This is a genomic window from Bacillus sp. 01N45 (assembly GCF_056399205.1).
Window position 1 is genome coordinate 633,973 of the sequence record NZ_JBFTQW010000001.1, and the last position, 21,939, is coordinate 655,911.

Here is a 21,939-nt window from a genome sequence, read left to right on the forward strand (position 1 = left end):
TAAAAATGCACTGCCTATATGAGCAGTGCATTTTTACTATGCTAACGCTTGTGCTAGATCTTCAATTAAATCTTCACCGTCTTCAATACCGACAGAAATACGAATTAATGTATCTGTAATTCCTAGCTCTTTACGACGATCTGCTGGGATTGATGCATGTGTCATTTGAGATGGGATAGAAATTAAACTTTCTACTGCCCCTAAACTTTCAGCAAGTGTAAAGTATTGTAAGTTCTCTAGTACTTTATTTAATGTTTCTTCACTATCTACATCAAATGAGATAATAGCACCAAATCCATTTGCTTGTTCTGTCGCTAGTTCATGGTTTTGATGTGATGCAAGACCTGGGTAATATACTTTATTTACTTTTGGATGGTTATTTAAAAACTCAGCAATTGCACGTGAATTCGTTTCATGCTCTTCCATTCGAATTCCTAATGTTTTTAAACCACGAAGTAGTAAGAAGCTATCTTGTGGGCCAAGAATGCCTCCTGTTGAGTTTTGTACAAAGTGAAGGTCTTCTGCTAATTGCGGGCTATTTACAACTACTAGGCCTGCAACTACGTCACTATGACCTCCTAAATATTTCGTTGCACTATGAAGTACAATGTCTGCTCCTAAAGTAATCGGCGACTGCCAATATGGCGTCATGAATGTGTTATCGATAATTGTTAATAAATCTTTCTCTTTAGCAAGAGTAGATATTTTCTTAATATCAGTAATTTTCAGTAATGGGTTCGTTGGTGTTTCCACATAAATCGCTTTCGTATTTGGACGAATCGCTTCTACAACTTCCTCTAGGTTTGTTGTATCTACAAATGTATGCTCAATGCCGAAGCGATTTAATACTTTCGTGATAACGCGGTACGTTCCACCATACACATCATCTGTTAAAATAACGTGGTCACCTTTTGAGAACAACATAATTGTAGCTGTAATAGCAGCCATTCCTGAACCAAATGCAAAACCAGCATGACCGTTTTCTAATACTGCAATCATTTCTTCTAAAGCTGCACGTGTTGGGTTGCCTGTACGTGAATATTCATATCCTTGATGCTTACCAACTGCTTCTTGTTTGTACGTACTTGTTTGATAAATCGGTACATTTACAGATCCAGTTGAAGGTTCTCCTATGCGAATACCATGAATTAACTTTGTCTTTGCTCTCATTTTTTATTCCCATCCTTTGTATATGTCTTTACTTAAATAACGCTCACTACTATCAGGAAAAATCGTTACAATATTTGTACCTGGCGCCGCTTTCTCTGCTTCAAGTAAACTTGCATGAAATGCTGCTCCGGAAGAGCTCCCAACGAGCAGTCCTTCTTTTTGCGCTAATTCCTTCACTCGTAAAAATGCATTTCGATCAGAAATTGTATGAATTTCATCAAAATAAGATGTTTTCAAAAATGGCGGGATAAATTCAAGGCCAATCCCTTCTGTTTCATGCGAACCAGCTTTACCACCATTTAAAATAGATCCTTCTGGTTCGACAATAACCGTTTTTATATCTATATTTTTTTCTTTCAAATAAGATGCAGTTCCCATGAATGTACCACCAGTTCCTGCTCCTGCAACAAATGTGTTAATCTCTCCGTTCAGTGCATCCCACAGTTCAGGACCTAGTGTTTTGAAATAAGCACGCGGGTTTGCTTCATTCGCAAACTGACTTGGAGAGTATGAATTCGGTATTTCATTTACTAATTCTTTTGCTTTTGCAATTGCGCCGGTCATTCCTTGCTCAGTCGGTGTATGCACGACCATTGCGCCTAGTGCTTTCATTAATTCTTGTTTTTCAATACTAAATTTCTCTGGTACACAAACAATAACGCGTAAATCATGTTGTAACGCTGCAAGTGCCAGTCCAATACCAGTATTTCCAGCAGTTGGTTCAATAATTGTTCCACCCTGGGTAACAAGCCCTTTTTCTAGCGCATCTTCGATTAATTCTCTTCCTAAACGGTCCTTAACGCTTCCACCTGGGTTATAAAATTCAAGCTTTGCAAATAAACGGACCCCTTCTGGAAGTGAAAAACGAGTAATTTCTACAATTGGTGTATGACCAATCAACTCATGAACTCCACGATATACATTCATCGTGTTCTCCCCCTTATTTGCCAATAAAGAAAAGGCAACTGTATGTATTTTCTTTATATGAGACAGTTGCCTTTTTGTTACATTACTTTAACTCTTCTAGTACTTTTACGATAAAGTTTGTAGAATGAAGAGCTGCTTGATCTAAAAATTGATCAAATGAAACATTTGATTCTTTACCTGCAATATCAGAAAGCGCACGAATAATAACAAACGGAACTTCATATTGGTGGCATACTTGTGCAACAGCTGCTGCTTCCATTTCTACTGCATAAAGGTCTTCAAATTTATCACGAATTGCTGCAACGCGGTTCGGATCACTCATAAATGAATCACCTGTTGCAATCATACCTTTTACAACTTGAATATTTTCTTCTGCCTGCATACATTTCTCAGCTAATGTAACTAATGCTTCATCAGCCTTGAATCCAGGCGGCATTCCTGGTACTTGACCATACTCATAGTTAAATGCTGTTACATCTACGTCATGATGACGAACTTCTGTTGAAATAACTACATCTCCAACGTTTAGAGAATGATGGAAGCCACCAGCTGAACCAGTATTAATTACTTTTTCAGGCTTATATCTTTCTAATAAAATTGTCGTTGACATCGCTGCATTTACTTTACCAATACCAGACTTTAACAAGATTACTTCGTGTCCTGCTAATTGTCCTTTCGTAAATTCACAACCCGCAACCGTTTCTGTTTCTGCTTGTTCTAATTTGTCACGTAAAATACGTACTTCTTCTTCCATTGCTCCAATTACAGCAATTCTCAATCTAATCCCTCTTTCTATTGCTTAGTTGCCTCCATTACCCAAACGAAATGATTTGATCTCGTAAACGTTACATGGAAGCCATTGTTTTCAAAAATAGACTGCATGACTGGAATACGTGTATAGTATTCCGTTTGCAAATCGTTTGCTAACTGATGGAAACCTCTTTGTTTTGCTGTTTCAACAGTTTTATCATATGCATCTTGATCTGCAAATATCGTATCAGCAAACACTATTTTACCACCTTTGTTTAGCAATTGACTATACTTCGCAATCGCTACATTTTTTTCATCATCTGTTAAATGATGAAATGCGTAGGTGCTTACTATGGTATCAATTGAATTTGGGACTTCAAACGAAAGAAAATCACCTTCTGTAATGGACAATTCTTTTGGCAATTTCTCTTTTGCAATCATGCGCATTTCACGTGACGGTTCTATACCGTAAACTGTGCGTCCAGCAAACAATAATTTATTTGTTAAATTGCCAGTACCAACACCAAATTCTAATACATTACCAAATGACTTGTTAACTACATCCTCTAGAATGTCCTCATAATGGGCGAAAACTTCTTTATATTGTATATCTTCGCCTTGTACAAATGAGTCGTACGTATGAGCCCACTCATCAAATAAACCATTAAATTCTGTACCCATAAAAATCCCCCTTTTTCTTATCGGTTTTATCAGTATAATATGCCCTCTTTCTAAAAATGTCAATTGAAATGTACATGGTATTTCCTTCTTTTCTTTGTTACACTATAGTTGATTAAACAGGAGAGGGGCCGTCTTCATGTCATTTACCTTTGAAATGTTAGAAGATAAAGTAGAATTTTTTGAAGCGGGAGACTTAGCTTCTTTAGAACGAAAAATTAGTGAACAAATTGATAATAATAAAGCACTTATGCTTGAAGTTCATCACATCTCACATCAAATGGTTATGGATCCTGAAAGCAAAAGACCGTATTATAGCGCGGTTGTTCATTTTAAATTAAAAAAATTGCGTTAACAAAAAAGAGAAGCTCCTAAGGAGCCTCTCTTTTTTAGTTTAGAGTTTGAACAAGTACTGGTTTCCAGCCCTCATTCTCTACCCAATCAATATTTACATAATATTTTTTACCTGATTGTTTATCTTGTATGTTACCGTAAGCTTTATTTTTACCGTTATTTCCGATTCGATGAATAACTAATTGCTCTACTGGAACGTCAATTGCAGCTGAAATTGCTTGGTTCATCTCATTCCAATCTGCTGTACCTTTTTTAAACGTCATCGCAGGTGTTGCACCTTGCTCTGTACCTACTGGCTTCCAAGAAGACTTCGTATAAGCGTCAGTTGCCTTTGGCTGTGTTTTTTCAGCTGGTACTTTCTCGTTAGCTTTCGCTTCTTCTTCAGCTTTTTTCTGTTCTTCTTCAGCCTTTTGCTTCTCTTCTTCCTTATTCTTAGCCTCTGCCTTATCTTGCTCGTTCTTCTTCGTCTCTTCTTTGCCTTTAGCTTTCTCAGACTTATTCTCTTTTGTTGTTTGCTGAGCTACTTTTTTATCACTAGAAGACGCTTGTTCTTTTCTTTCAGGAACAAACAATTGATATGATACAATAGCTACTAATATTAATACAATTGCAATTGCAATATTTAAAACACCGTTTTGACGACGTTTTTGTTGTTTCTGTTGGAATCTAGATCCTCCTGCCATTCTTCAAACCTCCATGCAGTTTTTCATACTTGCTATTGTAACATTAAATCTAGAAAGGTTGAACATTTACAATAATATTTTCACGAAATGAAAACATTTCACTATGAATTGCAAGATTACTTTTCATTCTCTAATCGATAGATTGATTCTACGATAGCTTTGAAAATAGGTGTAACTTTATTTACATTGCTATTCGTTTCTATATCCACGACAACTAAAGCATATCTTGGATTTTCATATGGAAAATAACCCGCAAACCAACGATTCACTTTCATCCCTTTTCCTGTTTGCGCTGTCCCAGATTTTCCGGCAACACTTAGTGGTAATGACCTGAATGCTGCTCCTGTTCCTTTCTCCGTTGTTACAACACCCCTTAATAACTCTTGTAATGTTTTCACCGTTTCATAGGAAAGCTGTTTTCCACCTAATGTATGGTCTTCAAATGTATAGAAGTCCGTTCCATTTTTATACATTATTTTTTCCACAGCTTTCACTTCCATCTTTTCTCCACCTCTAGCAATCGTCGCCATCATATTTGCAATCGCTAGAGGTGACATACGTACATCTTTTTGTCCAATTGCTGTTTGCGCTACCGCCTTTTTACTATTCTTATTTCCTTCACTACCCCAAATCGTAACCCTCTTCTCCTCTGGCATTTGCTCAAAATGAGTTGTATGAAATACAGAACCTTTCCATCCAACCTTACTAGCGGCTCCTAACGCTGCTACGTAAGTTTCTAACACCATCTTATCCTTTTGTATTAGCTCATTACCTAACTCTGAAAATGTCCTGTTACAGCTTCTAGCAAAGCTCTCTTTAAAACTAAGTGTACCCATCATAACTTGTGGGTGGTCTTCACCATATAAATCTTGATTACAATTAAATGTACGATTAAACACATTTTCATTTTGATCAATCACTGCCGCTGCAACTATTGTTTTAAAAACAGAACCGGGAAAATGTGGTGTCAACATTTGATTTTCAAGTGTAGTTGTATATAAACGCTCATCCTTCACCTGCACAGATGGTTTACTGACCATCGCTAAAATTTCATTTGTCTTTACATCAAGTAATACTAATCCCCCCTTCTTTATTTCGCTTGCTTCAACCACTTCTTCTGCTTTTTGCTGTAACCTGTTATGTAAAGTTGTTTGAATCGTCACTGGATAAAACGGATTTCCAGGCGCAGTATATTTCGCTTGTTTTCCAAAAATCGGTTCCCCTTGTCGGTCCACTTGATACAATACTTTTGCCTCTCCATCGGTCAAAAGAAATTCATCAAATGATTGCTGCAATCCTGAAATACCAATTGGCGTTTGCCTTGAAATTTTTCTTACTTCTCCGTATCGTTTTTGAAATTCTCGTTCATTCTCCCCCACATCGCCAATTAAATGATTCACCCTGCCAGTTTGCCGTAAACGAACTTCAGCTGCTACAATACCTAATACATTTAATTGATTTACCTTCTCCATCTGCTCTCGTGCCAAGCGAAATGGACCATTTCCCCTTTGCATGATAAATGCACTTTTCTTGTCTTTCATTTGACTTTCAATCTCTTGTCTCGACACACCAATGATATGCGCAATTTTCTCTAACATGTCATTTTTTATTTGTAGAAATGGAAAAACAATTAAAACAGGATACTTTTTCTCACCTATTCCCTTACCGTTCCGATCTATAAAATGGCCTCGTCCATCATCTACCGTAATGGACTGCGTCCGTTGTGTAACACTTTTTTCAATTAAATTTATCTTACGATCTGTAAATGATTCTGTATCTATAATTTGTATTTGAATTAAACGACAAAGTAAAATAAACATGATACATATAAAAAAAATTAAAACAATTGTAATTCTCCGTTTTATTTTCATAAAAAAACACCTCGTCTATTATAGTTTGGACGGAGTGTTTCATCTTTTATACAAATAAAAAAATCACTCGCTTTTACACGAGTGATTTTTTATTATTTTACAGAGATAATCTCTACTTGCATTTCTCCACCTGGAGTTTGGATTGCTACCTTCTCACCAATTTGCTTACCTAATAAGCTTTTTGCAATTGGAGAATCGTTAGAAATTCTTCCTTCAAATGGATCTGCTTCTGCGCTACCTACGATTGTGTAAGATTCTTCATCTCCACCTGGTAACTCTTTAAATGTTACTGTTTTACCTAATGTAACAACTGTAGACTCTTCGCCGTTATCTGTGATGATAACTGCGTTACGAATCATGTTTTCTAATTGTGTAATACGTCCTTCTACGAACGCTTGCTCATCTTTCGCTGCATCATACTCAGAGTTCTCAGAAAGATCTCCGAAGCTACGTGCAATCTTAATTCGCTCTACAACCTCTTTACGTTTTACCGTTTTTAAATCTTCAAGTTCGTTCTCTAGCTTTTGCTTACCCTCTTGCGTCATAGGGTATGTTTTTTCTGTTGCCATATTTTCCACTCCTTTTATATACCAATCCCCCGAAAAAAAAGAGGAGTTCCATATGAAAACTCCCCCACTTATATGTATAGCGGAGGTTTCTAGCACGCCTGTACTAGCGGAGTTGTCACATACAACCCCGTATTCCCAATTCCTCTTTATATAAAGAAGATATGTATGGAAAGTTGATATAAATATGCCCTCACCTATATATAGATGAGGTTGCATGTTTCATTGTATTCGATAGGAAGGGAAAAAATCCCTTCCTATCGTATATCTTTTACTATGCTATTACAAATTTACTTTTTGTTCAAGAATTGTTGCAATTTTTGTCACCATAATATCAATTGCAACATGGTTTTGTCCACCTTCAGGGATAATAATATCCGCAAATTTCTTAGAAGGCTCAATAAATTGATTGTGCATTGGACGTACAACACTTACGTATTGATCAATAACTGAATCCATCGTACGGCCGCGTTCCTTAATATCACGCTGCATGCGGCGTAAAATACGAAGATCTGCATCTGTATCAACGAATAGCTTAATGTCCATTAACTCACAAAGACGTGGGTCTTCTAAAATAAGAATTCCTTCTAAAATGATTACATCTTTCGGCTCAACTGGAATAACTTCTTCTGAACGCGTATGCAATGTATAGTCATATACAGGCTTATCAATTTGCTCATATGCAAGTAACTGCTGCAAATGTTCAATTAACAGATCATTATCAAACGCAAGCGGATGATCATAATTTGTTTTTAAACGCTCTTCCATTGGTAAATGGCTTTGATCTTTGTAATAATAATCTTGCTCTAAGATTAAAATAGAATGACCTTTAAAATGGTCAAAAATCGCTTTCGTTACACTCGTTTTACCTGATCCCGAACCACCAGCAATTCCAATTACAACAGGCTTATTCGTCCCCATTCGACTATCAACTCTTTCTTATTGAAGTATGCTTTTGCGCATCATATTATTCACATACACTGGTTGATCCACTTTGAATTTCACGATTTGCAGCGGATGTCTCGCTGCATCTAATTCGTTTCCATCCTCATCCCAAATTTTCTCCACCGTCTGCGTAAAGTTTTCTATTTCTGGCCCAAAGAACTCCACTTCATGTCCTGGTTTGAAATGATTACGTTGCTCAATCGTTACGATGCCTGTTTCTTCATTATAATCTAACACTAAACCAGCGAAATCATACGTTGTTTTCTTACTATGATTTCCAAACATTTGCTCTTGATGTCCTGGAACCCCTTCAAAGAATGCGGGAGCTGTATCACGATTTGCACATTTATCAAGCTCATCTAACCATTCTTGTTTAAACTCAAAATTATCCGGATCCGCACAATACGCATCAATTACTTTACGGTATACCGTTGCTACAGTTGCTACGTAATGGATTGATTTCATACGTCCTTCAACTTTTAAGCTATCAATTCCAATTTCAATCATTTTGGGAATTGATAAAATTAAATTTAAGTCTTTTGGACTCATTGCAAAGTGAGCATCTTCTTCTTGGAATAGAGGAAGCTCTTTTGCATCTTTATGTTGTGATACTGTTTGAACTAAATCATAGTCCCAACGGCAAGATTGACAACAACCACCACGGTTAGAGTCACGTGCTGTCATATGGTTACTTAACGTACATCTGCCTGAATATGCGATACACATTGCACCATGGACGAACGCTTCAATTTCAATATCCACTTTTTCTTTAATTTCTTTCATTTCTTCATAGCTTGCTTCACGAGCTAATACAAGACGATGTAAACCTTCTTCTTTCCAATACTGTGCTGCTTTCCAGTTGGATAGTGATTGTTGTGTACTTAAATGCACTTCAACAGAAGGCGCTACACGTTTACAAGTCTCAATAATAAGCGGATCAGCAACGATAATTCCCGTTACGCCAGCTTTTTCAATCCCTTTTAAATATTCCTCTAGCCCGTCCATATTTTCATTATGTGCAAAGATATTTGTTGTTACATATATTTTTGCTCCATATTTCTTTGCAAATTCAACACCTTCTGCCATTTCTTCCAGTGTAAAGTTACCTGCATTCGAACGAAGACCAAATTCTTGTCCACCTAAATATACAGCATCTGCCCCATAATGGATAGCTACTTTTAATTTTTCTAAGTTACCCGCAGGGATTAACAGTTCAGGTTTCTTCACAATAACGCGTTTGCCATCGATTACTCGTGAAATTTCTTGTACAGTCATTTCCTACACCCTCCTCGTTTAGTAAACCGTCTCTTTAAAGAAGAATCCTGTATCTAACGGACGATTTACTGGTTGCATTTCTTCTATCTCTTTATATAAATCGTCTTTCACGTCATAATACGCATCACGATCTTCTACACATAAATCAATTGCTTTACGATATTTCTTCGTTACCTCAATAATGTATGCAGAGCTTTTTAGTACACCATCAACTTTTAAGCTAGCGACTTCAGCGTCAATTAGTTCTTCTAACTCATCGATGAAACAAATATCGTTTGGACTCATAATGTGAGTACCATTTTCATCTTCATAAATTGGATATTTATTGTTACGCTCTGGGTCATATAAGAACATATTCTCTTCATATTTTTTCTTTTCAATGTCAAGATTACGTCCTTGATACTCAAAGTAGTTTCCTACTAAGGAACGCTTCGATTGGAACATACAAGTCATACCGTGAATTTGTACTTCAAGTTCCACTTCAGCATTTTCTTTTAATTCAACAATTTCATCTAAGCTAAGCTCACGAGCTAATACAGCGCGTTTTGCTCCTCTTTGTCCCCAGTAGTTACAAGTAAACCAGTTTGTTGCTGTTGTTTCTGTATTCCAGTGCAATTGCATATTTGGCGCTACTTCTCGGACCGCCATTAATACTGCTGGGTCTCCGAAAACAATTGCATCTACACTTACTTCGTTTAAAAATGCAACATAATCTGTTAATTCGTCTACTTTATCATTGTGGAACATAGCGTTCATTGCTACGTATACTTTCACACCATTTTCATGCGCAATCTTCACAGCTTGTTTCACATCTTCACGTGAAAATTCCCCTGCTAAACGTAAACCGAACTTTTGCTCACCGATCATTACCGCATCTGCTCCTGCTTTCGCAAGAGGTTCGATATCCACTACTGCTTTTGGCGTTACTAACAATTCAGGTTTCTTCATACCTTGGTCACCCTCTCTTTTTACTAACAGCTACTCCATCACCAATTGGGAAAATCGTTGTATCATATCCTTCATGGTTCATAAGCCATTCATTGTACGTCTTAATACGACGGATTAAACCACGTGTACGTCTGTTTTCAATTTTCTCTTTTGTCGTTACAAGACCATGGTACATAACATTATCTGAAATAATTACCCCACCAGGGTTTAATAACGGTTCATATAAGTCAAAAAAGCGACGATATTGTCCTTTTGCTGCATCAATAAAAATAACGTCAAACGTTCCATGTTCTTCTACTTGCTCACCTGTTTCTAACGCATCACCGTAAATAACAGAAATACGCTCTTTAACTGATGAACGTTCTATATATTCAAGTGCTTTTTCATATCGCTCACGATTGCGTTCAACTGTCACAATGCGAGAATTTGGAATAGCTTGCATCATACGAATACTAGAATAACCAATTGCTGTACCAAGCTCTAAAATGCTTTTTGGTCCAATTAAACGTAAAAATTGCAACATAAATTCCATTCCAAGTCGATCCATAATCGGCACATGATTTTCTTTCGCATAATCTTCCATTTCAAGAATTAATTTATCTTTCGGATCAATAAATGATAATAGGTACTCGTTAACTGCATCCTCCATAATGGTCCTCCTTATTTACATGGAGAAGTGCCTCTATGACGTCTTTTCACACATAGAATGCAATAAAAATACAAGCCAGCTTCATCCTTAGCTTGTACGTCCCGTTTTGATATTAAAAACGATTCTTCTGCCAGTTTTTAACCCGATATATTTTACCACAAAAAAGAGGGATGTGCGACATTTTTCGCTATCCCTCCCCATTTCACTGTTTTTTCGTAATATATTTTTGCTTTAATGCATTATGCTCTTCCAATGTTTTCGCATAGTACACTTCACCAGTTGGTGCAGCTAAGAAATAATAATAATCTGTTTGTGCAGGCTCTAACGCCGCTTCCACTGAATGTTTACCAGAGTTTGCAATCGGACCAACCGGCAATCCTTTCACAACATACGTATTGTACGGTGAGTTTACCTTTAAATCTTCGTATAATACACGTTGTTTATGCTTTCCAAGTGCATATAATACCGTTGGATCAGTTTGCAGGGGCATACCTTTTTCCAAACGATTATAAAAGACACTAGAGATTTTTTGACGATCTGTAAAGCCTGTTGCCTCTTCTTCAATAAGTGAAGACAATGTTAAAAGCTGATGAACATCCCAGTTTTTCGCTTTCATTTTTGCCTCGTTTTGAACAATGATTGCATTCGTTTTCTCAAGCATTGGAATTACAATTTCTTCTAACGTCGTATCTTTTTTATAGAAAGAGTACGTCGCAGGATATAAATAACCTTCTAATGGATATTTAATATTGCTATCAAAGATTTTATCCGTTAACAACTTCGGATACTTTTGCTGCATTTTTTGAATAAATGCTTTATCGTTTAATTGACGTACGACATCATCTTTATTCCACTTTAATTCGTTTGCAACCGTTTCTGCAATTTCAGTTACTTGTGCACCTTCTTTTATCGTCACTTTATAAAGAGCTGGACGATGTACATTACCAGATGACATTTGTTCAATAACATCTGAGGCACTCATTGAAGGATTTAATAAATATGTACCCGCTTGTAAATTTTTAGATTTAGCCTTTGTATAAAAACTAAAAACTGTACCGTTTTTCACAGCACCTTTTTCTTCTAAAATCTCACCAATTTTACTAGTAGATGATCCTTTTGGAATTTCTACTTCAATCTCTTTTTTATTCCCGCTATCAACTGGTCCTAATGCGGATGAAATATACGCATAGACTGAACCACAAACTAAAAGCAGTGCAATAATCGAAAATAAAAAAAGACGTCTACGCTTTTTTTTCACTTGATTCTCTATCAACACTCTTCCTCCTTAATTAAATTGTAGACCGTATGTATATCTTTCTATACAACACGATATAAAAACACAATAAATTTATTTATCTTTTTTTAGATAGACATTTTATTTTTCTACAATCCGTCTCATTATACTACAAAGGATTACACGGTTTCGACAAAAAATCTTTCATTTTACATATAAAAAAAGGTGGACTATATGTCGTCCACCTTTTCAGTACTTATTATTCAGCTTCTTGCTCATCAGCTAGAGTGTTGAACATTTCTTGTACCATTTCCCACTCTTCTTCAGATTCGATTGGAAGTAAACTTCCGCCCTCTTCTTCATTTTGCTCATAAGCCATTGCATCATAAATTGGGTCTCCATCTTCGTCTACTTCACCGATTGGAGAGAAGACTACGTATGATTTTTTGCCAAATTTTTCAGCATCAAAAGTGAAAATAATTTCACATAAATGTTCGTTACCTTTTTCGTCTACAATTGTAATTTGATTTTCTTCCATTTTGGTCACCTCTTATTTACTATCTAAAAATCCTTGTAAGATTACGACTGCAGCCATCTTATCGATTACCTGTTTTCGCTTCTTACGACTCACATCAGCTGAAATGAGCAGACGTTCCGCTGCCATCGTTGACAAACGCTCGTCCCACATTACAACTTCTAATTGTAACAGATTTCGCAGGTTTTCTGCAAATTGCTGGCACGCTTCACCACGTGGGCCAATTGTACCATTCATATTTTTAGGTAAACCTACTACTATTTTGTCCACATTGTACTGCTTTACTAACTCAGAAATACGGTCAAAACCAAAGTGGCCTCGTTCTTCGTTAATCCTGATTGTTTCCAGCCCTTGCGCTGTCCAGCCCATTTCGTCGCTCATTGCAACTCCGACTGTTTTTGTACCTACATCTAAACCTAATATCCGCATAAACTACTCCTCACGATGATGTTTCAAGTACGACTTCACAAGCTCTTCAATTAACTCATCACGTTCAAGCTTGCGAATGATGCTTCGTGCATCTTTATGGCGAGGTATGTATGCTGGGTCTCCACTTAATAAATAACCGACGATTTGGTTAATCGGATTATAGCCTTTTTCTTGAAGTGCATCATACACAGTTAAAAGTACATCATTTACATGGACACTCTGTTTTTCATCTTGAATGCTAAACTTCATTGTTTTATCAAAACCGTCCATTTCAAGCACCTCACTTATATAGTAAGTATAGGGAGAAGAACTTCTCCTCTCCCTACCATTGTACACTACTATCTCTTTATTTTGAAACAGATTTAACGTACTCTTGTACAAATGCTAAAGCTTCCTCAACTTGCGCTGGGTTTTTACCGCCTGCTTGAGCCATGTCAGGACGGCCACCACCACCGCCGCCACAACGAGAAGCTACTTCTTTCACAAGTTTACCAGCATGGTAACCTTGGCTAATTAAATCTTTCGTTACGCCAGCTAAGATGTTTACTTTATCATCATTTACAGACGCTAATACGACAACTGCAGACTCTAATTTATTTTTCAGGTCATCCATCATCGTACGTAAGTTGTTCATATCTGCAACGTTTACTTTCGCTGCTAATACCTTTACGCCATCAACTGTCATTACTGAATCAGTTAAGTTTCCAGCTTCAATATTGCTTAATTTTGCAGCAAGAGATTCGTTTTCTTTTTGAAGTTGTTTTACTTCAGCAAATAAACCATCCACTCTTGTTAAAATATCTTTCGGGTTTGTTTTCATTTTTCCTGCTGCTTCTTTTAATAAACCTACTTGATCGTTCATTAATTCGTATGCAGATTTACCAGTTACTGCTTCAATACGACGCGTTCCTGCACCGATACCAGACTCAGCAACGATTTTGAAAATACCAATTGAAGCTGTGTTATCAACGTGACAACCACCGCAAAGCTCTAAGCTATAATCGCCTACTTGTACAACGCGTACAACATCACCGTATTTTTCACCGAATAATGCCATTGCGCCCATTTCTTTCGCTTCTTCAATTGCTTTTTGAGAAATCTCAACATCAATACTTTCCCAAATTTTCTCGTTTACCATACGCTCAATTTTTTCTAATTCGTCAGCTTGTACTTGACCGAAGTGAGAGAAATCAAAGCGTAAACGTTCAGAAGTTACAAGAGAACCTGCTTGGTTAACATGCGTTCCAAGTACGTCTTTTAATGCTTGGTGTAGTAAGTGAGTTGCTGTATGGTTTTTCACAACGCTACTACGGTTTTTCGTGTCGATAATAGCTTTCACAGCCGCATCTTTCGTTAATGTACCTTCTTCAACAACAACTTTGTGTAAGTTTTGACCATTTGGTGCTTTTTGTACGTCTTTTACAAGTACTTTCACGCCGTCAGCAAGAAGGTAACCACGGTCTGCAATTTGTCCACCGCTCTCAGCATAGAATGGTGTTACATCAAGCATTAATTGCCCTTCTTCACCAGCTTGTAAGCTATCTGTGTATTCGCCGTTTTTCACAAGTGCAACAACGTTACTTTCTGTTGCAACTGTACCGTAACCAACGAACTCGCTCGCTACTTTCACTTCTCCAAGGACACCGCCTTGAACTTGCATAGAATCAACGTCTTGACGAGCAGCACGTGCGCGCTCACGTTGTTTTTCCATTTCACTTTCAAAGCCTTCCTGATCAACTGTCATACCAGCTTCTTCTGCATATTCTTCTGTTAATTCAATCGGGAAACCATATGTGTCATATAGACGGAACGCATCTACTCCAGAAATAACAGTTGTTTTTTCTTCTTTTGCTTTTGTGATAACTTCAGCTAAAATTGCTTCCCCATCATGAAGTGTTTCATGGAAACGCTCTTCTTCATTTTTCACAACTTTTGCTATGAAATCTTTCTTTTCAAGTACTTCTGGGTAGAAGTCTTTCATTACCTCTCCAACAACCGGCACTAATTCAAACATGAATGGACGGTTGATGTTTAATTTCTTCGAATAACGAACCGCGCGGCGTAATAAACGACGTAATACATAACCACGGCCTTCGTTAGATGGAAGAGCACCGTCACCTACAGCAAATGTTACTGTACGGATATGGTCAGCAATTACTTTAAACGCCATATCTTTTTCTAAGTCACCATTACGATACTTCTCACCAGAAATTGATTCTGTTGCGCCAATCATCGGCATGAATAAGTCTGTATCAAAGTTTGTAGGTACATCTTGAACGATAGATGTCATACGCTCTAGACCCATCCCTGTATCGATATTTTTCTTAGGAAGCGGTGTATATGAACCGTCTGGATTATGGTTAAATTGAGAGAATACAAGGTTCCATACTTCTAAGTAACGCTCGTTTTCTCCGCCTGGATATAATTCTGGGTCACTAAAGTCATTACCATAAGCTTCTCCGCGGTCATAGAAAATCTCTGTATTCGGTCCGCTTGGTCCTTCACCGATATCCCAGAAGTTTTCTTCTAAACGGATGATGCGCTCTTTTGGAACACCCATTTTTTCATTCCAAATTGTGAATGCTTCTTCATCTTCTGGATGGATTGTAACTGATAGTAATTCTTTATCGAATCCGATCCATTTGTCGCTCGTTAAGAATTCCCAAGCCCAAGTAATTGCTTCTTCTTTAAAGTAATCACCGATTGAGAAGTTTCCTAACATTTCAAAGAATGTATGGTGGCGAGCTGTTTTCCCTACGTTTTCAATATCGTTTGTACGAATTGATTTTTGGGCATTTGTAATACGTGGATTTTGCGGGATTACACGTCCATCAAAATATTTTTTTAATGTCGCTACACCACTGTTAATCCATAACAGAGATGGATCTTCATGCGGAACTAGTGATGCACTAGGTTCTACTGCATGTCCTTTTTCTTGGAAAAAGTCTAAAAACATTTGACGAATTTGTGCGCCTGTTAGTTGTTTCATTGTATTTTCCTCCTTAAATATAAAAAACTCCCGCCCCTATAAAAGGGACGAGAGTTAACTCGCGATACCACCCTAATTATGAATTGATTATTATAACAATCAATTCATCACCTCATGGTGCCGTAACGTGGCAAGACGGCAGTGATTAGCTGCTCTCAGGATTAGCTTTCTGTTACCCTTCATTTAAAGCTTCTTTCAGCCATATGGAAGCTTCTCTCTATAAATGGACTGTAACGTACTTTTTCCGTCATTGATTTAATGTATTATATGACTAAATATAATAGAATTCTCTTAAGTTTGTCAATGTAGATAATCATTTATATTGCATTAACCATAGTTATTCTACTATTCATTCTTAACAGCCTTTCAATATATTATGCATTTATTAATAAATTGTACTACCTCTATATTTTTTTCAGAATATTATTTTTTTGTTATAATTAAATTATCAATAATAAAGGAGTGAGCAAAATGACAACTTTATTGAACAAGGCTAAAAACATATTAACGACTGACGAAACGATATTATTTTACACTGCATGTTCATTAGATATATTTATTTATCGTTCCGTTGCAAGACCAGGACTGTTAATTTTAACGAACAAACGGCTCTTCTTTTATGGACCAGATGTAAGTAAGAACCCAATATTTGAAGAGTACTCTTTTGCAAACATTTCTAATCTAAAAGAGCAAAAGCGGCTTTTCAGCAATCAAATTATATTTATGTACGATAATGAATGGAAAAAAATAAAGCATATTCAAACAAATGATGTAAGCTCTCTCGTTCAACAAATACACGAGCAACTCTCTAAATAATGAAAGCCCTCTACTTTTATAAGTAGAGGGCTTTCATATTACACATCTTCTTTTTTCCAAAGAGGTCTTACATGAACAATCACTGTACGAATAACCGCTAAAATTGGAACTGATATTAGTAATCCTACAATCCCAGCTATCTCTCCTCCAACTAGTAATGCAAGCATAATAATAACAGGATGCATACGAAGTGACTTACCAACGATGTAAGGTGATAAAATGTTACTTTCCAAAAACTGCAAAATAGCAATCGTAATTCCCGCCTTAATGAGTAAACTCGTTGATACCGTTGCCGCAATCATCAATGTCGGAATCGCCCCTAAAATAGGACCGAAGTACGGGATTATATCCGTTACCCCAATAATAATGCCGAGTAATAGTGGATATTTCATACCGATAAACCAAAAGGAAAGAACAGATACTCCCCCTAATACTAAGCAAACAAATAACTGTCCTCGAATATAACTTCCGAGTGACTTATCAATTTCTTTCGCCAGCATTTGCCCTGTACTACGCCACTTACTTGGGACTAGTTTCCAAAAGATGTGATAAAATTCACCGTAATCTTTTAATATGTAAAATACAATGAACGGTATTAAGAAAATAATAAGCAACGAATCCAGTACGCCACGAGCCGTACTCATCACTTTATTTAAAAGTGATTGTATCTTCGTTTCTACACCAACAAAAATTTGTTTCACCTTTTCATGAATAAATGATGGGAAATTTGCTGTTTGTTCTGTGACGCCATCCATCCAAGAATCATACATTTTTGTAAACTGCGGAAATTGTTCATTAATCTCTTGTAACTGTTTAATAACAACTGGCGTTCCTTTATAAATCCCATAACCAATTCCGCCAAAGAAAAGGATGTAAATAAGCAAGATAGCAAGTGTACGTGGCATCCCCTCTTTATGAATTTTTTCAATTAAAGGATGCAATAAATACGCAATAAAGCATGCAATAAGAAACGGTGTAATTGCCACTTTAAATACAAAAATAATCGGTGCCCATAGCGGCTTAATTTTTAAAAAGACAAGTAAACAAAGAAATACAAGTAACAATAACCCTAAACGATATATCCAAATGATTTTAAGATTCTTCACACGAAAAACCTCCTCCACCTTTATTTTGAAAATAAACAGGGTAGGTTATGTGCAAAAGTTTTAAAATCTTTTCGTGCAGACCATACTGTTTTGTAAAGACATACATATACATAACATAACAAGGACAACCACCCCTGAGAATGCAGCATGAAACAATATAATCAGGAGGGCTAATAATGGTTTTATTTATGCTCGTATTATCAGCACTTTTTATGATTCTTGAATGGGTTTGTATCGGGTTTGGGATTTGGAAAGGTTTCTTTATTCGTTCCTCCCGAAAAGAAAGGGCGAAGCAGTTATTTCATTACGGAATGCTTGGCGTTGGATGTTACGGCCTATCGTATCTCTTCTCTGAAATTGGACTTTTATATTTACATACAAGTGCATAAAAAAACTCCCTTATTATGAAGGGAGTTTTTTGCGCTTATAAATAAGATTTAATCATCTTACGTGCTTTTTTCATATTGCGTTTTGAAAATACATCTTGCTTGCGAGCATATTGATATGCTGCCGCTCCAACACCTAATGCGATTAATGAATTGCGTAGATTCAAAGTAAATCCCCCTTTTCGTTATCCGATCGTTCTTTCGTTCTCATCAAATAAATCATCAAGAGAGCTTAATGAACCATCTTCCTCTACTTGATGCGTATGGATTTTCCCTTTTGAAACCGATAATTCGATATAACAATTCCAGCAATAAAATTGGTTGACACCTATTTTTCCAATGTCTTTCCCTTTGCAATTTGGACAAATGAACATATGGCTTTCATCTCCTTACAGTCTCCCAGATTCTATTCGCCATTATGTCCAAACCGCATTCATTTATACATTACTGGAGCCTTTCAACGATATACGTTTGAAAGTTTCACTATATAATTTCACCTTGTTACATGAAATCATACGGTGAAATGTTTTCCACGTCCATTTCTTCGCCATTAACTGTTACCATCTGTACTTCTCCTTGTGATTCTTGCAAACGATTCGCTAAAGTCGTTTGACGCATTGCATCATCAAGGCGATTTACACCAGATTGGAAAGCTGCTTCCTCCCCGCAAATAATGAGGAACTTTTTACTTCTTGTAATACCAGTGTAAATTAAATTACGACGTAACATACGATTGTAACTTTTCACTATCGGCATAATCACAATCGGAAACTCACTACCTTGCGATTTATGAATCGAACAGCAATAGGCATGTGTAATTTGATTTAAGTCTGGCTTTGTATACGTTACCTCAATTCCATCAAATGAAACGATAATCATATCTTGTTGTTCAACGTTCTCTTTCGCATAAAACACCGAAACAATTTCTCCGATATCACCATTAAACACTTGGCTCTCCGGTTGATTAACGAGTTGCAGTACTTTATCGCCTCTTCGGTATACAACATCACCGTAAGCAATTTCTTTACTCTTTTCCCTTTTCGGATTAAACACTTCTTGCAACGCTTCGTTTAGTACATTAATACCGGCAGGGCCACGATACATCGGGGCCAGTACTTGTACATCTCTTGCGCTAAACCCTTTTGTCTTAGCATTTTCACAAACCTTCTTAACAACCTCAACAATTTGAGCTCCTGTACAGCCGATAAATGAACGATCTTTTTGATTTTGCGCTAAATCTGGTGGAAGCGTTCCATTTTTTATCGCATGGGCGAGTTGAATAACAGATGAGCCTTCCGCTTGACGATAAATTTCAGTAAGCTTCACTGTTGGAACTGCACCTGCATTCAATAAATCTTTCAACACTTGTCCAGGTCCTACAGATGGTAATTGATCTTCATCACCTACAACGATAACTTGAATGTTAGTCGGCAATGATTTAAACAGCTGATTTGCAAGCCAAATATCAACCATTGAAAATTCATCAATAATAAGCAATTTCCCTTGTACCGGATCCGTTTCATTACGCTGGAAAGACCCTTCTGGGGTCCAGCCAAGTAAACGGTGAATTGTACAAGCTGGAAGCCCCGTTGATTCACTCATTCGCTTCGCTGCTCTTCCTGTTGGGGCCGTTAATAATATCGGAAATGGATTATCGTCACTGTATTCATTCGGATTTAACGATAGCCCGTGAAGTGACGCATACATTTCAACAATTCCTTTAATAACTGTTGTTTTCCCTGTTCCTGGTCCACCTGTCAATAACATCATCGGTTTATGAAGTGCCGTTTGAATCGCTTCTTGTTGAAACGGTGCATACTGTACATTCAGTTGTTCTTCAATTTGACCTAACGTCTTTAACACTTCTGCTTCAGGAAATGAGGGTGTTTCCTCCTGATTCATAAGCCTGTGAATAGACTTTACAACACCTTTTTCTGAGTAGAATAACGATGCTAAATACACTCGTTCTTCTTCTATGATAACTTTCCCTTCACTTTGCATCATTTCAACGCAAGCTACAATGTCTTCCTCGGTCACTCTTCCTTCTTGATTATTTAAAAGTGACATCGTTTCTCTTACAAGTTGATTTTTTCCCATATAAACATGACCAAGTTGCAAAGAAACATTCTCTAACGTATAAAAACAACCCGCACGTACACGGTCATCATGATTACCCGATATACCTAACGCACGTCCTATATCATCCGCTCTTCCAAATCCAATCCCGTCCACTTCTTCAATAAGCTTATACGGATTATTACGAATCACTTCTAATGTCATCTCTTTATATTGCTGGTAAATCTTAATAGAAAGCTTCGTTCCAAAACCGTAACCATTTAAAAAACTCATTACTTTCTCTAGTCCTTGATGTTCAACAATTGTCTCATATATTTCTTGAGCTTTTTGCTTATTGACAACACCATTTAACGCATCCGGATCATCCATAATTTTAGAGATGGCATGTTCCCCAAGATGATCCACAATTTTTTCAGCTGTACGCTTTCCTATCCCTTTAAATAAATCACTCGCTAAATATTGCACCATACCAGCTTTTGTTTGCGGCAATTCTTTCTTAAATGTTTCAACTAAATATTGTTTCCCATACTTCGGATGGTCTTTAAAATGCCCTGTCAATGTAAACACTTCATCTTCATGCATGCGGGGAAAATGACCGTTTATCATCACTTTTTTTTCGTCGTACGTTTCATTCGTCTCAATGACTTTCATACTGACAACGGAATAGAGGTTTTCTTCGTTGTGGAAAATGGTGTGAAGAACTTGCGCTTTTATAAACTTTTTATCTTCCTCAAACAAATCCATTGCATGTTGATTTCCCATCTTTCCTCTCCTTTCCGGTTCGTTTCACTTTAATGAGCAGTACATCCCCCACCTATTTAGATGAGGGATAACTACCCATTAAACTATATTTTCATCTTATTCAGCTTCTTGCTCCAATAAACGAACACCATTACCAGCTAAAAAGTGATCTGGCTGAATTTCAGTTGCTTTCTTAAATAAAGTAAGAGCCTTCTCGTTATTTTCTTCAAATACGTACGCAACACCTAAATTATAATACGCATCTGCATGCTCTTCATCCATTTCTAATACCTTTTCAAAATAAGGTTTCGCCTCTTGAATATGTTCTAAACGTGCAAAGCAAAGTCCGCACTGGAACACAGCCTCTACATCGTTTTCATCTAATTCTGTTGCTCTTTGTAAAAATGGAAGTGCAAGACGATCATTTCCAAGCTGCACATGTGTAATACCTAACATAAATGTTACATCAGCTGATTGTAATCCCGCTTGCATCGCTTGTTCAAATACAGCCTTTGCCTCTGCAAATTGCTCTTGACCGTAATATACATTTCCTAATCCATAATAAGCAGCCGCAGATTTATCATCTAATTCTAATGCACGTTTATAAAATAAAATTGCTCTTTCACTATCACCTAGTACATCTAATAAGTTCGCAAAATTAATGTATCCAAGCGCATCTTTCGGATTTTCTTCGATTGCTTCTGTGAAATTTTTAGCAGCTTCTTCCCAGTTTCCTTCTTGCATATATTGAATACCTGTTTCAAGTTTGTTTGACATGTCCTTCACCTCTACAACAAATTATAACAAAGAA

The 21,939-nt window shown here is 36.9% G+C and carries 24 protein-coding genes and 1 other annotated feature; of the genes, 3 read left to right on the plus strand and 21 right to left on the minus strand.

The features are described 5' to 3' along the window. Positions 1–36: 36 nt before the first annotated feature. The 4 genes from AC1DMU_RS03365 to AC1DMU_RS03380 all read right to left on the minus strand — a co-directional run bounded on the left by AC1DMU_RS03365 (position 37) and on the right by AC1DMU_RS03380 (position 3,528). Positions 37–1,170, minus strand: coding sequence for a bifunctional cystathionine gamma-lyase/homocysteine desulfhydrase (locus AC1DMU_RS03365; protein WP_046956311.1), 1,134 nt, complete (start codon positions 1,168–1,170; stop codon positions 37–39). Between the two features lie 3 nt (positions 1,171–1,173). Beyond that, complete coding sequence (locus AC1DMU_RS03370) at positions 1,174–2,097, minus strand: O-acetylserine dependent cystathionine beta-synthase (protein WP_088064454.1); 924 nt, start codon at positions 2,095–2,097, stop codon at positions 1,174–1,176. 82 nt (positions 2,098–2,179) lie between these two features. Continuing rightward, a complete protein-coding gene (mtnN, locus tag AC1DMU_RS03375) occupies positions 2,180–2,875 on the minus strand; it encodes a 5'-methylthioadenosine/S-adenosylhomocysteine nucleosidase (protein WP_048531328.1) in 696 nt (231 codons plus the stop codon). 14 nt (positions 2,876–2,889) lie between these two features. Next, positions 2,890–3,528 carry a class I SAM-dependent DNA methyltransferase gene (locus AC1DMU_RS03380; protein ID WP_088064455.1) on the minus strand — a complete coding sequence of 213 codons (639 nt, stop codon included), beginning with the start codon at positions 3,526–3,528 and terminating at the stop codon, positions 2,890–2,892. 136 nt (positions 3,529–3,664) lie between these two features. On the opposite strand from AC1DMU_RS03380, the gene AC1DMU_RS03385 reads away from it, so the two are divergent. Then, on the plus strand, positions 3,665–3,880 hold the full coding sequence (locus AC1DMU_RS03385; protein ID WP_000010984.1) for a YrzA family protein: 216 nt from the start codon (positions 3,665–3,667) through the stop codon (positions 3,878–3,880). 34 nt (positions 3,881–3,914) lie between these two features. Here the strand turns inward: AC1DMU_RS03385 and AC1DMU_RS03390 are convergent, their stop codons facing one another. The 12 genes from AC1DMU_RS03390 to alaS form a co-directional block, all read right to left on the minus strand. Next, on the minus strand, positions 3,915–4,562 hold the full coding sequence (locus AC1DMU_RS03390) for a YrrS family protein (RefSeq protein WP_476941468.1): 648 nt from the start codon (positions 4,560–4,562) through the stop codon (positions 3,915–3,917). Positions 4,563–4,678: 116 nt separating this feature from the next. After that, complete coding sequence (locus AC1DMU_RS03395) at positions 4,679–6,433, minus strand: peptidoglycan D,D-transpeptidase FtsI family protein (RefSeq protein ID WP_088064456.1); 1,755 nt, start codon at positions 6,431–6,433, stop codon at positions 4,679–4,681. A 92-nt stretch (positions 6,434–6,525) separates the two neighbouring features. After that, positions 6,526–7,002 (minus strand): transcription elongation factor GreA, encoded by a 477-nt coding sequence (gene greA, locus AC1DMU_RS03400; protein WP_000179964.1) that lies wholly within the window; start codon positions 7,000–7,002, stop codon positions 6,526–6,528. Positions 7,003–7,281: 279 nt separating this feature from the next. Next, complete coding sequence (gene udk, locus AC1DMU_RS03405; protein ID WP_000537082.1) at positions 7,282–7,920, minus strand: uridine kinase; 639 nt, start codon at positions 7,918–7,920, stop codon at positions 7,282–7,284. Positions 7,921–7,938: 18 nt separating this feature from the next. Further along, the gene (locus AC1DMU_RS03410) at positions 7,939–9,219 is read right to left on the minus strand and encodes a peptidase U32 family protein (protein ID WP_000217969.1); all 1,281 of its coding nucleotides are present in this window, start codon (positions 9,217–9,219) and stop codon (positions 7,939–7,941) included. 18 nt (positions 9,220–9,237) lie between these two features. After that, positions 9,238–10,167: a peptidase U32 family protein gene (locus AC1DMU_RS03415; protein WP_000742789.1), complete on the minus strand. Its 930-nt coding sequence runs from the start codon at positions 10,165–10,167 to the stop codon at positions 9,238–9,240. A 7-nt stretch (positions 10,168–10,174) separates the two neighbouring features. Beyond that, on the minus strand, positions 10,175–10,816 hold the full coding sequence (locus AC1DMU_RS03420) for an O-methyltransferase (RefSeq protein ID WP_046956307.1): 642 nt from the start codon (positions 10,814–10,816) through the stop codon (positions 10,175–10,177). A gap of 202 nt (positions 10,817–11,018) precedes the next feature. After that, entirely contained in the window at positions 11,019–12,089 is a 1,071-nt protein-coding gene (gene mltG, locus AC1DMU_RS03425; RefSeq protein WP_087985288.1) for an endolytic transglycosylase MltG, read from the minus strand. Between the two features lie 220 nt (positions 12,090–12,309). Then, positions 12,310–12,588: a DUF1292 domain-containing protein gene (locus AC1DMU_RS03430; RefSeq protein ID WP_000392245.1), complete on the minus strand. Its 279-nt coding sequence runs from the start codon at positions 12,586–12,588 to the stop codon at positions 12,310–12,312. Between the two features lie 12 nt (positions 12,589–12,600). Next, entirely contained in the window at positions 12,601–13,014 is a 414-nt protein-coding gene (gene ruvX, locus AC1DMU_RS03435) for a Holliday junction resolvase RuvX (RefSeq protein WP_001221204.1), read from the minus strand. A gap of 3 nt (positions 13,015–13,017) precedes the next feature. Next, entirely contained in the window at positions 13,018–13,284 is a 267-nt protein-coding gene (locus AC1DMU_RS03440) for an IreB family regulatory phosphoprotein (RefSeq protein ID WP_000348590.1), read from the minus strand. A 76-nt stretch (positions 13,285–13,360) separates the two neighbouring features. After that, entirely contained in the window at positions 13,361–16,003 is a 2,643-nt protein-coding gene (gene alaS, locus AC1DMU_RS03445; protein WP_088064457.1) for an alanine--tRNA ligase, read from the minus strand. A 40-nt stretch (positions 16,004–16,043) separates the two neighbouring features. Continuing rightward, positions 16,044–16,263: a binding site (T-box leader), on the minus strand. 211 nt (positions 16,264–16,474) lie between these two features. On the opposite strand from alaS, the gene AC1DMU_RS03450 reads away from it, so the two are divergent. Then, the gene (locus tag AC1DMU_RS03450; RefSeq protein ID WP_060488234.1) at positions 16,475–16,819 is read left to right on the plus strand and encodes a PH domain-containing protein; all 345 of its coding nucleotides are present in this window, start codon (positions 16,475–16,477) and stop codon (positions 16,817–16,819) included. Between the two features lie 38 nt (positions 16,820–16,857). Here AC1DMU_RS03450 and AC1DMU_RS03455 read toward each other — a convergent pair whose 3' ends face one another. After that, entirely contained in the window at positions 16,858–17,925 is a 1,068-nt protein-coding gene (locus AC1DMU_RS03455; protein WP_048541428.1) for an AI-2E family transporter, read from the minus strand. 176 nt (positions 17,926–18,101) lie between these two features. Between AC1DMU_RS03455 and AC1DMU_RS03460 the strand changes: the two genes are divergently transcribed. Continuing rightward, positions 18,102–18,314, plus strand: a complete 213-nt coding sequence (locus AC1DMU_RS03460; RefSeq protein ID WP_000242555.1) for a hypothetical protein — start codon at positions 18,102–18,104, stop codon at positions 18,312–18,314. 35 nt (positions 18,315–18,349) lie between these two features. Here the strand turns inward: AC1DMU_RS03460 and AC1DMU_RS03465 are convergent, their stop codons facing one another. The 4 genes from AC1DMU_RS03465 to AC1DMU_RS03480 form a co-directional block, all read right to left on the minus strand. Continuing rightward, positions 18,350–18,478, minus strand: a complete 129-nt coding sequence (locus tag AC1DMU_RS03465; protein WP_001053553.1) for a YrzQ family protein — start codon at positions 18,476–18,478, stop codon at positions 18,350–18,352. A gap of 18 nt (positions 18,479–18,496) precedes the next feature. Then, positions 18,497–18,685 (minus strand): hypothetical protein, encoded by a 189-nt coding sequence (locus AC1DMU_RS03470; RefSeq protein ID WP_000469281.1) that lies wholly within the window; start codon positions 18,683–18,685, stop codon positions 18,497–18,499. A 127-nt stretch (positions 18,686–18,812) separates the two neighbouring features. Beyond that, complete coding sequence (recD2, locus tag AC1DMU_RS03475; protein ID WP_088064458.1) at positions 18,813–21,149, minus strand: SF1B family DNA helicase RecD2; 2,337 nt, start codon at positions 21,147–21,149, stop codon at positions 18,813–18,815. A 96-nt stretch (positions 21,150–21,245) separates the two neighbouring features. Further along, positions 21,246–21,905 (minus strand): tetratricopeptide repeat protein, encoded by a 660-nt coding sequence (locus AC1DMU_RS03480; protein WP_000066396.1) that lies wholly within the window; start codon positions 21,903–21,905, stop codon positions 21,246–21,248. Between the last annotated feature and the right edge of the window lie 34 nt (positions 21,906–21,939).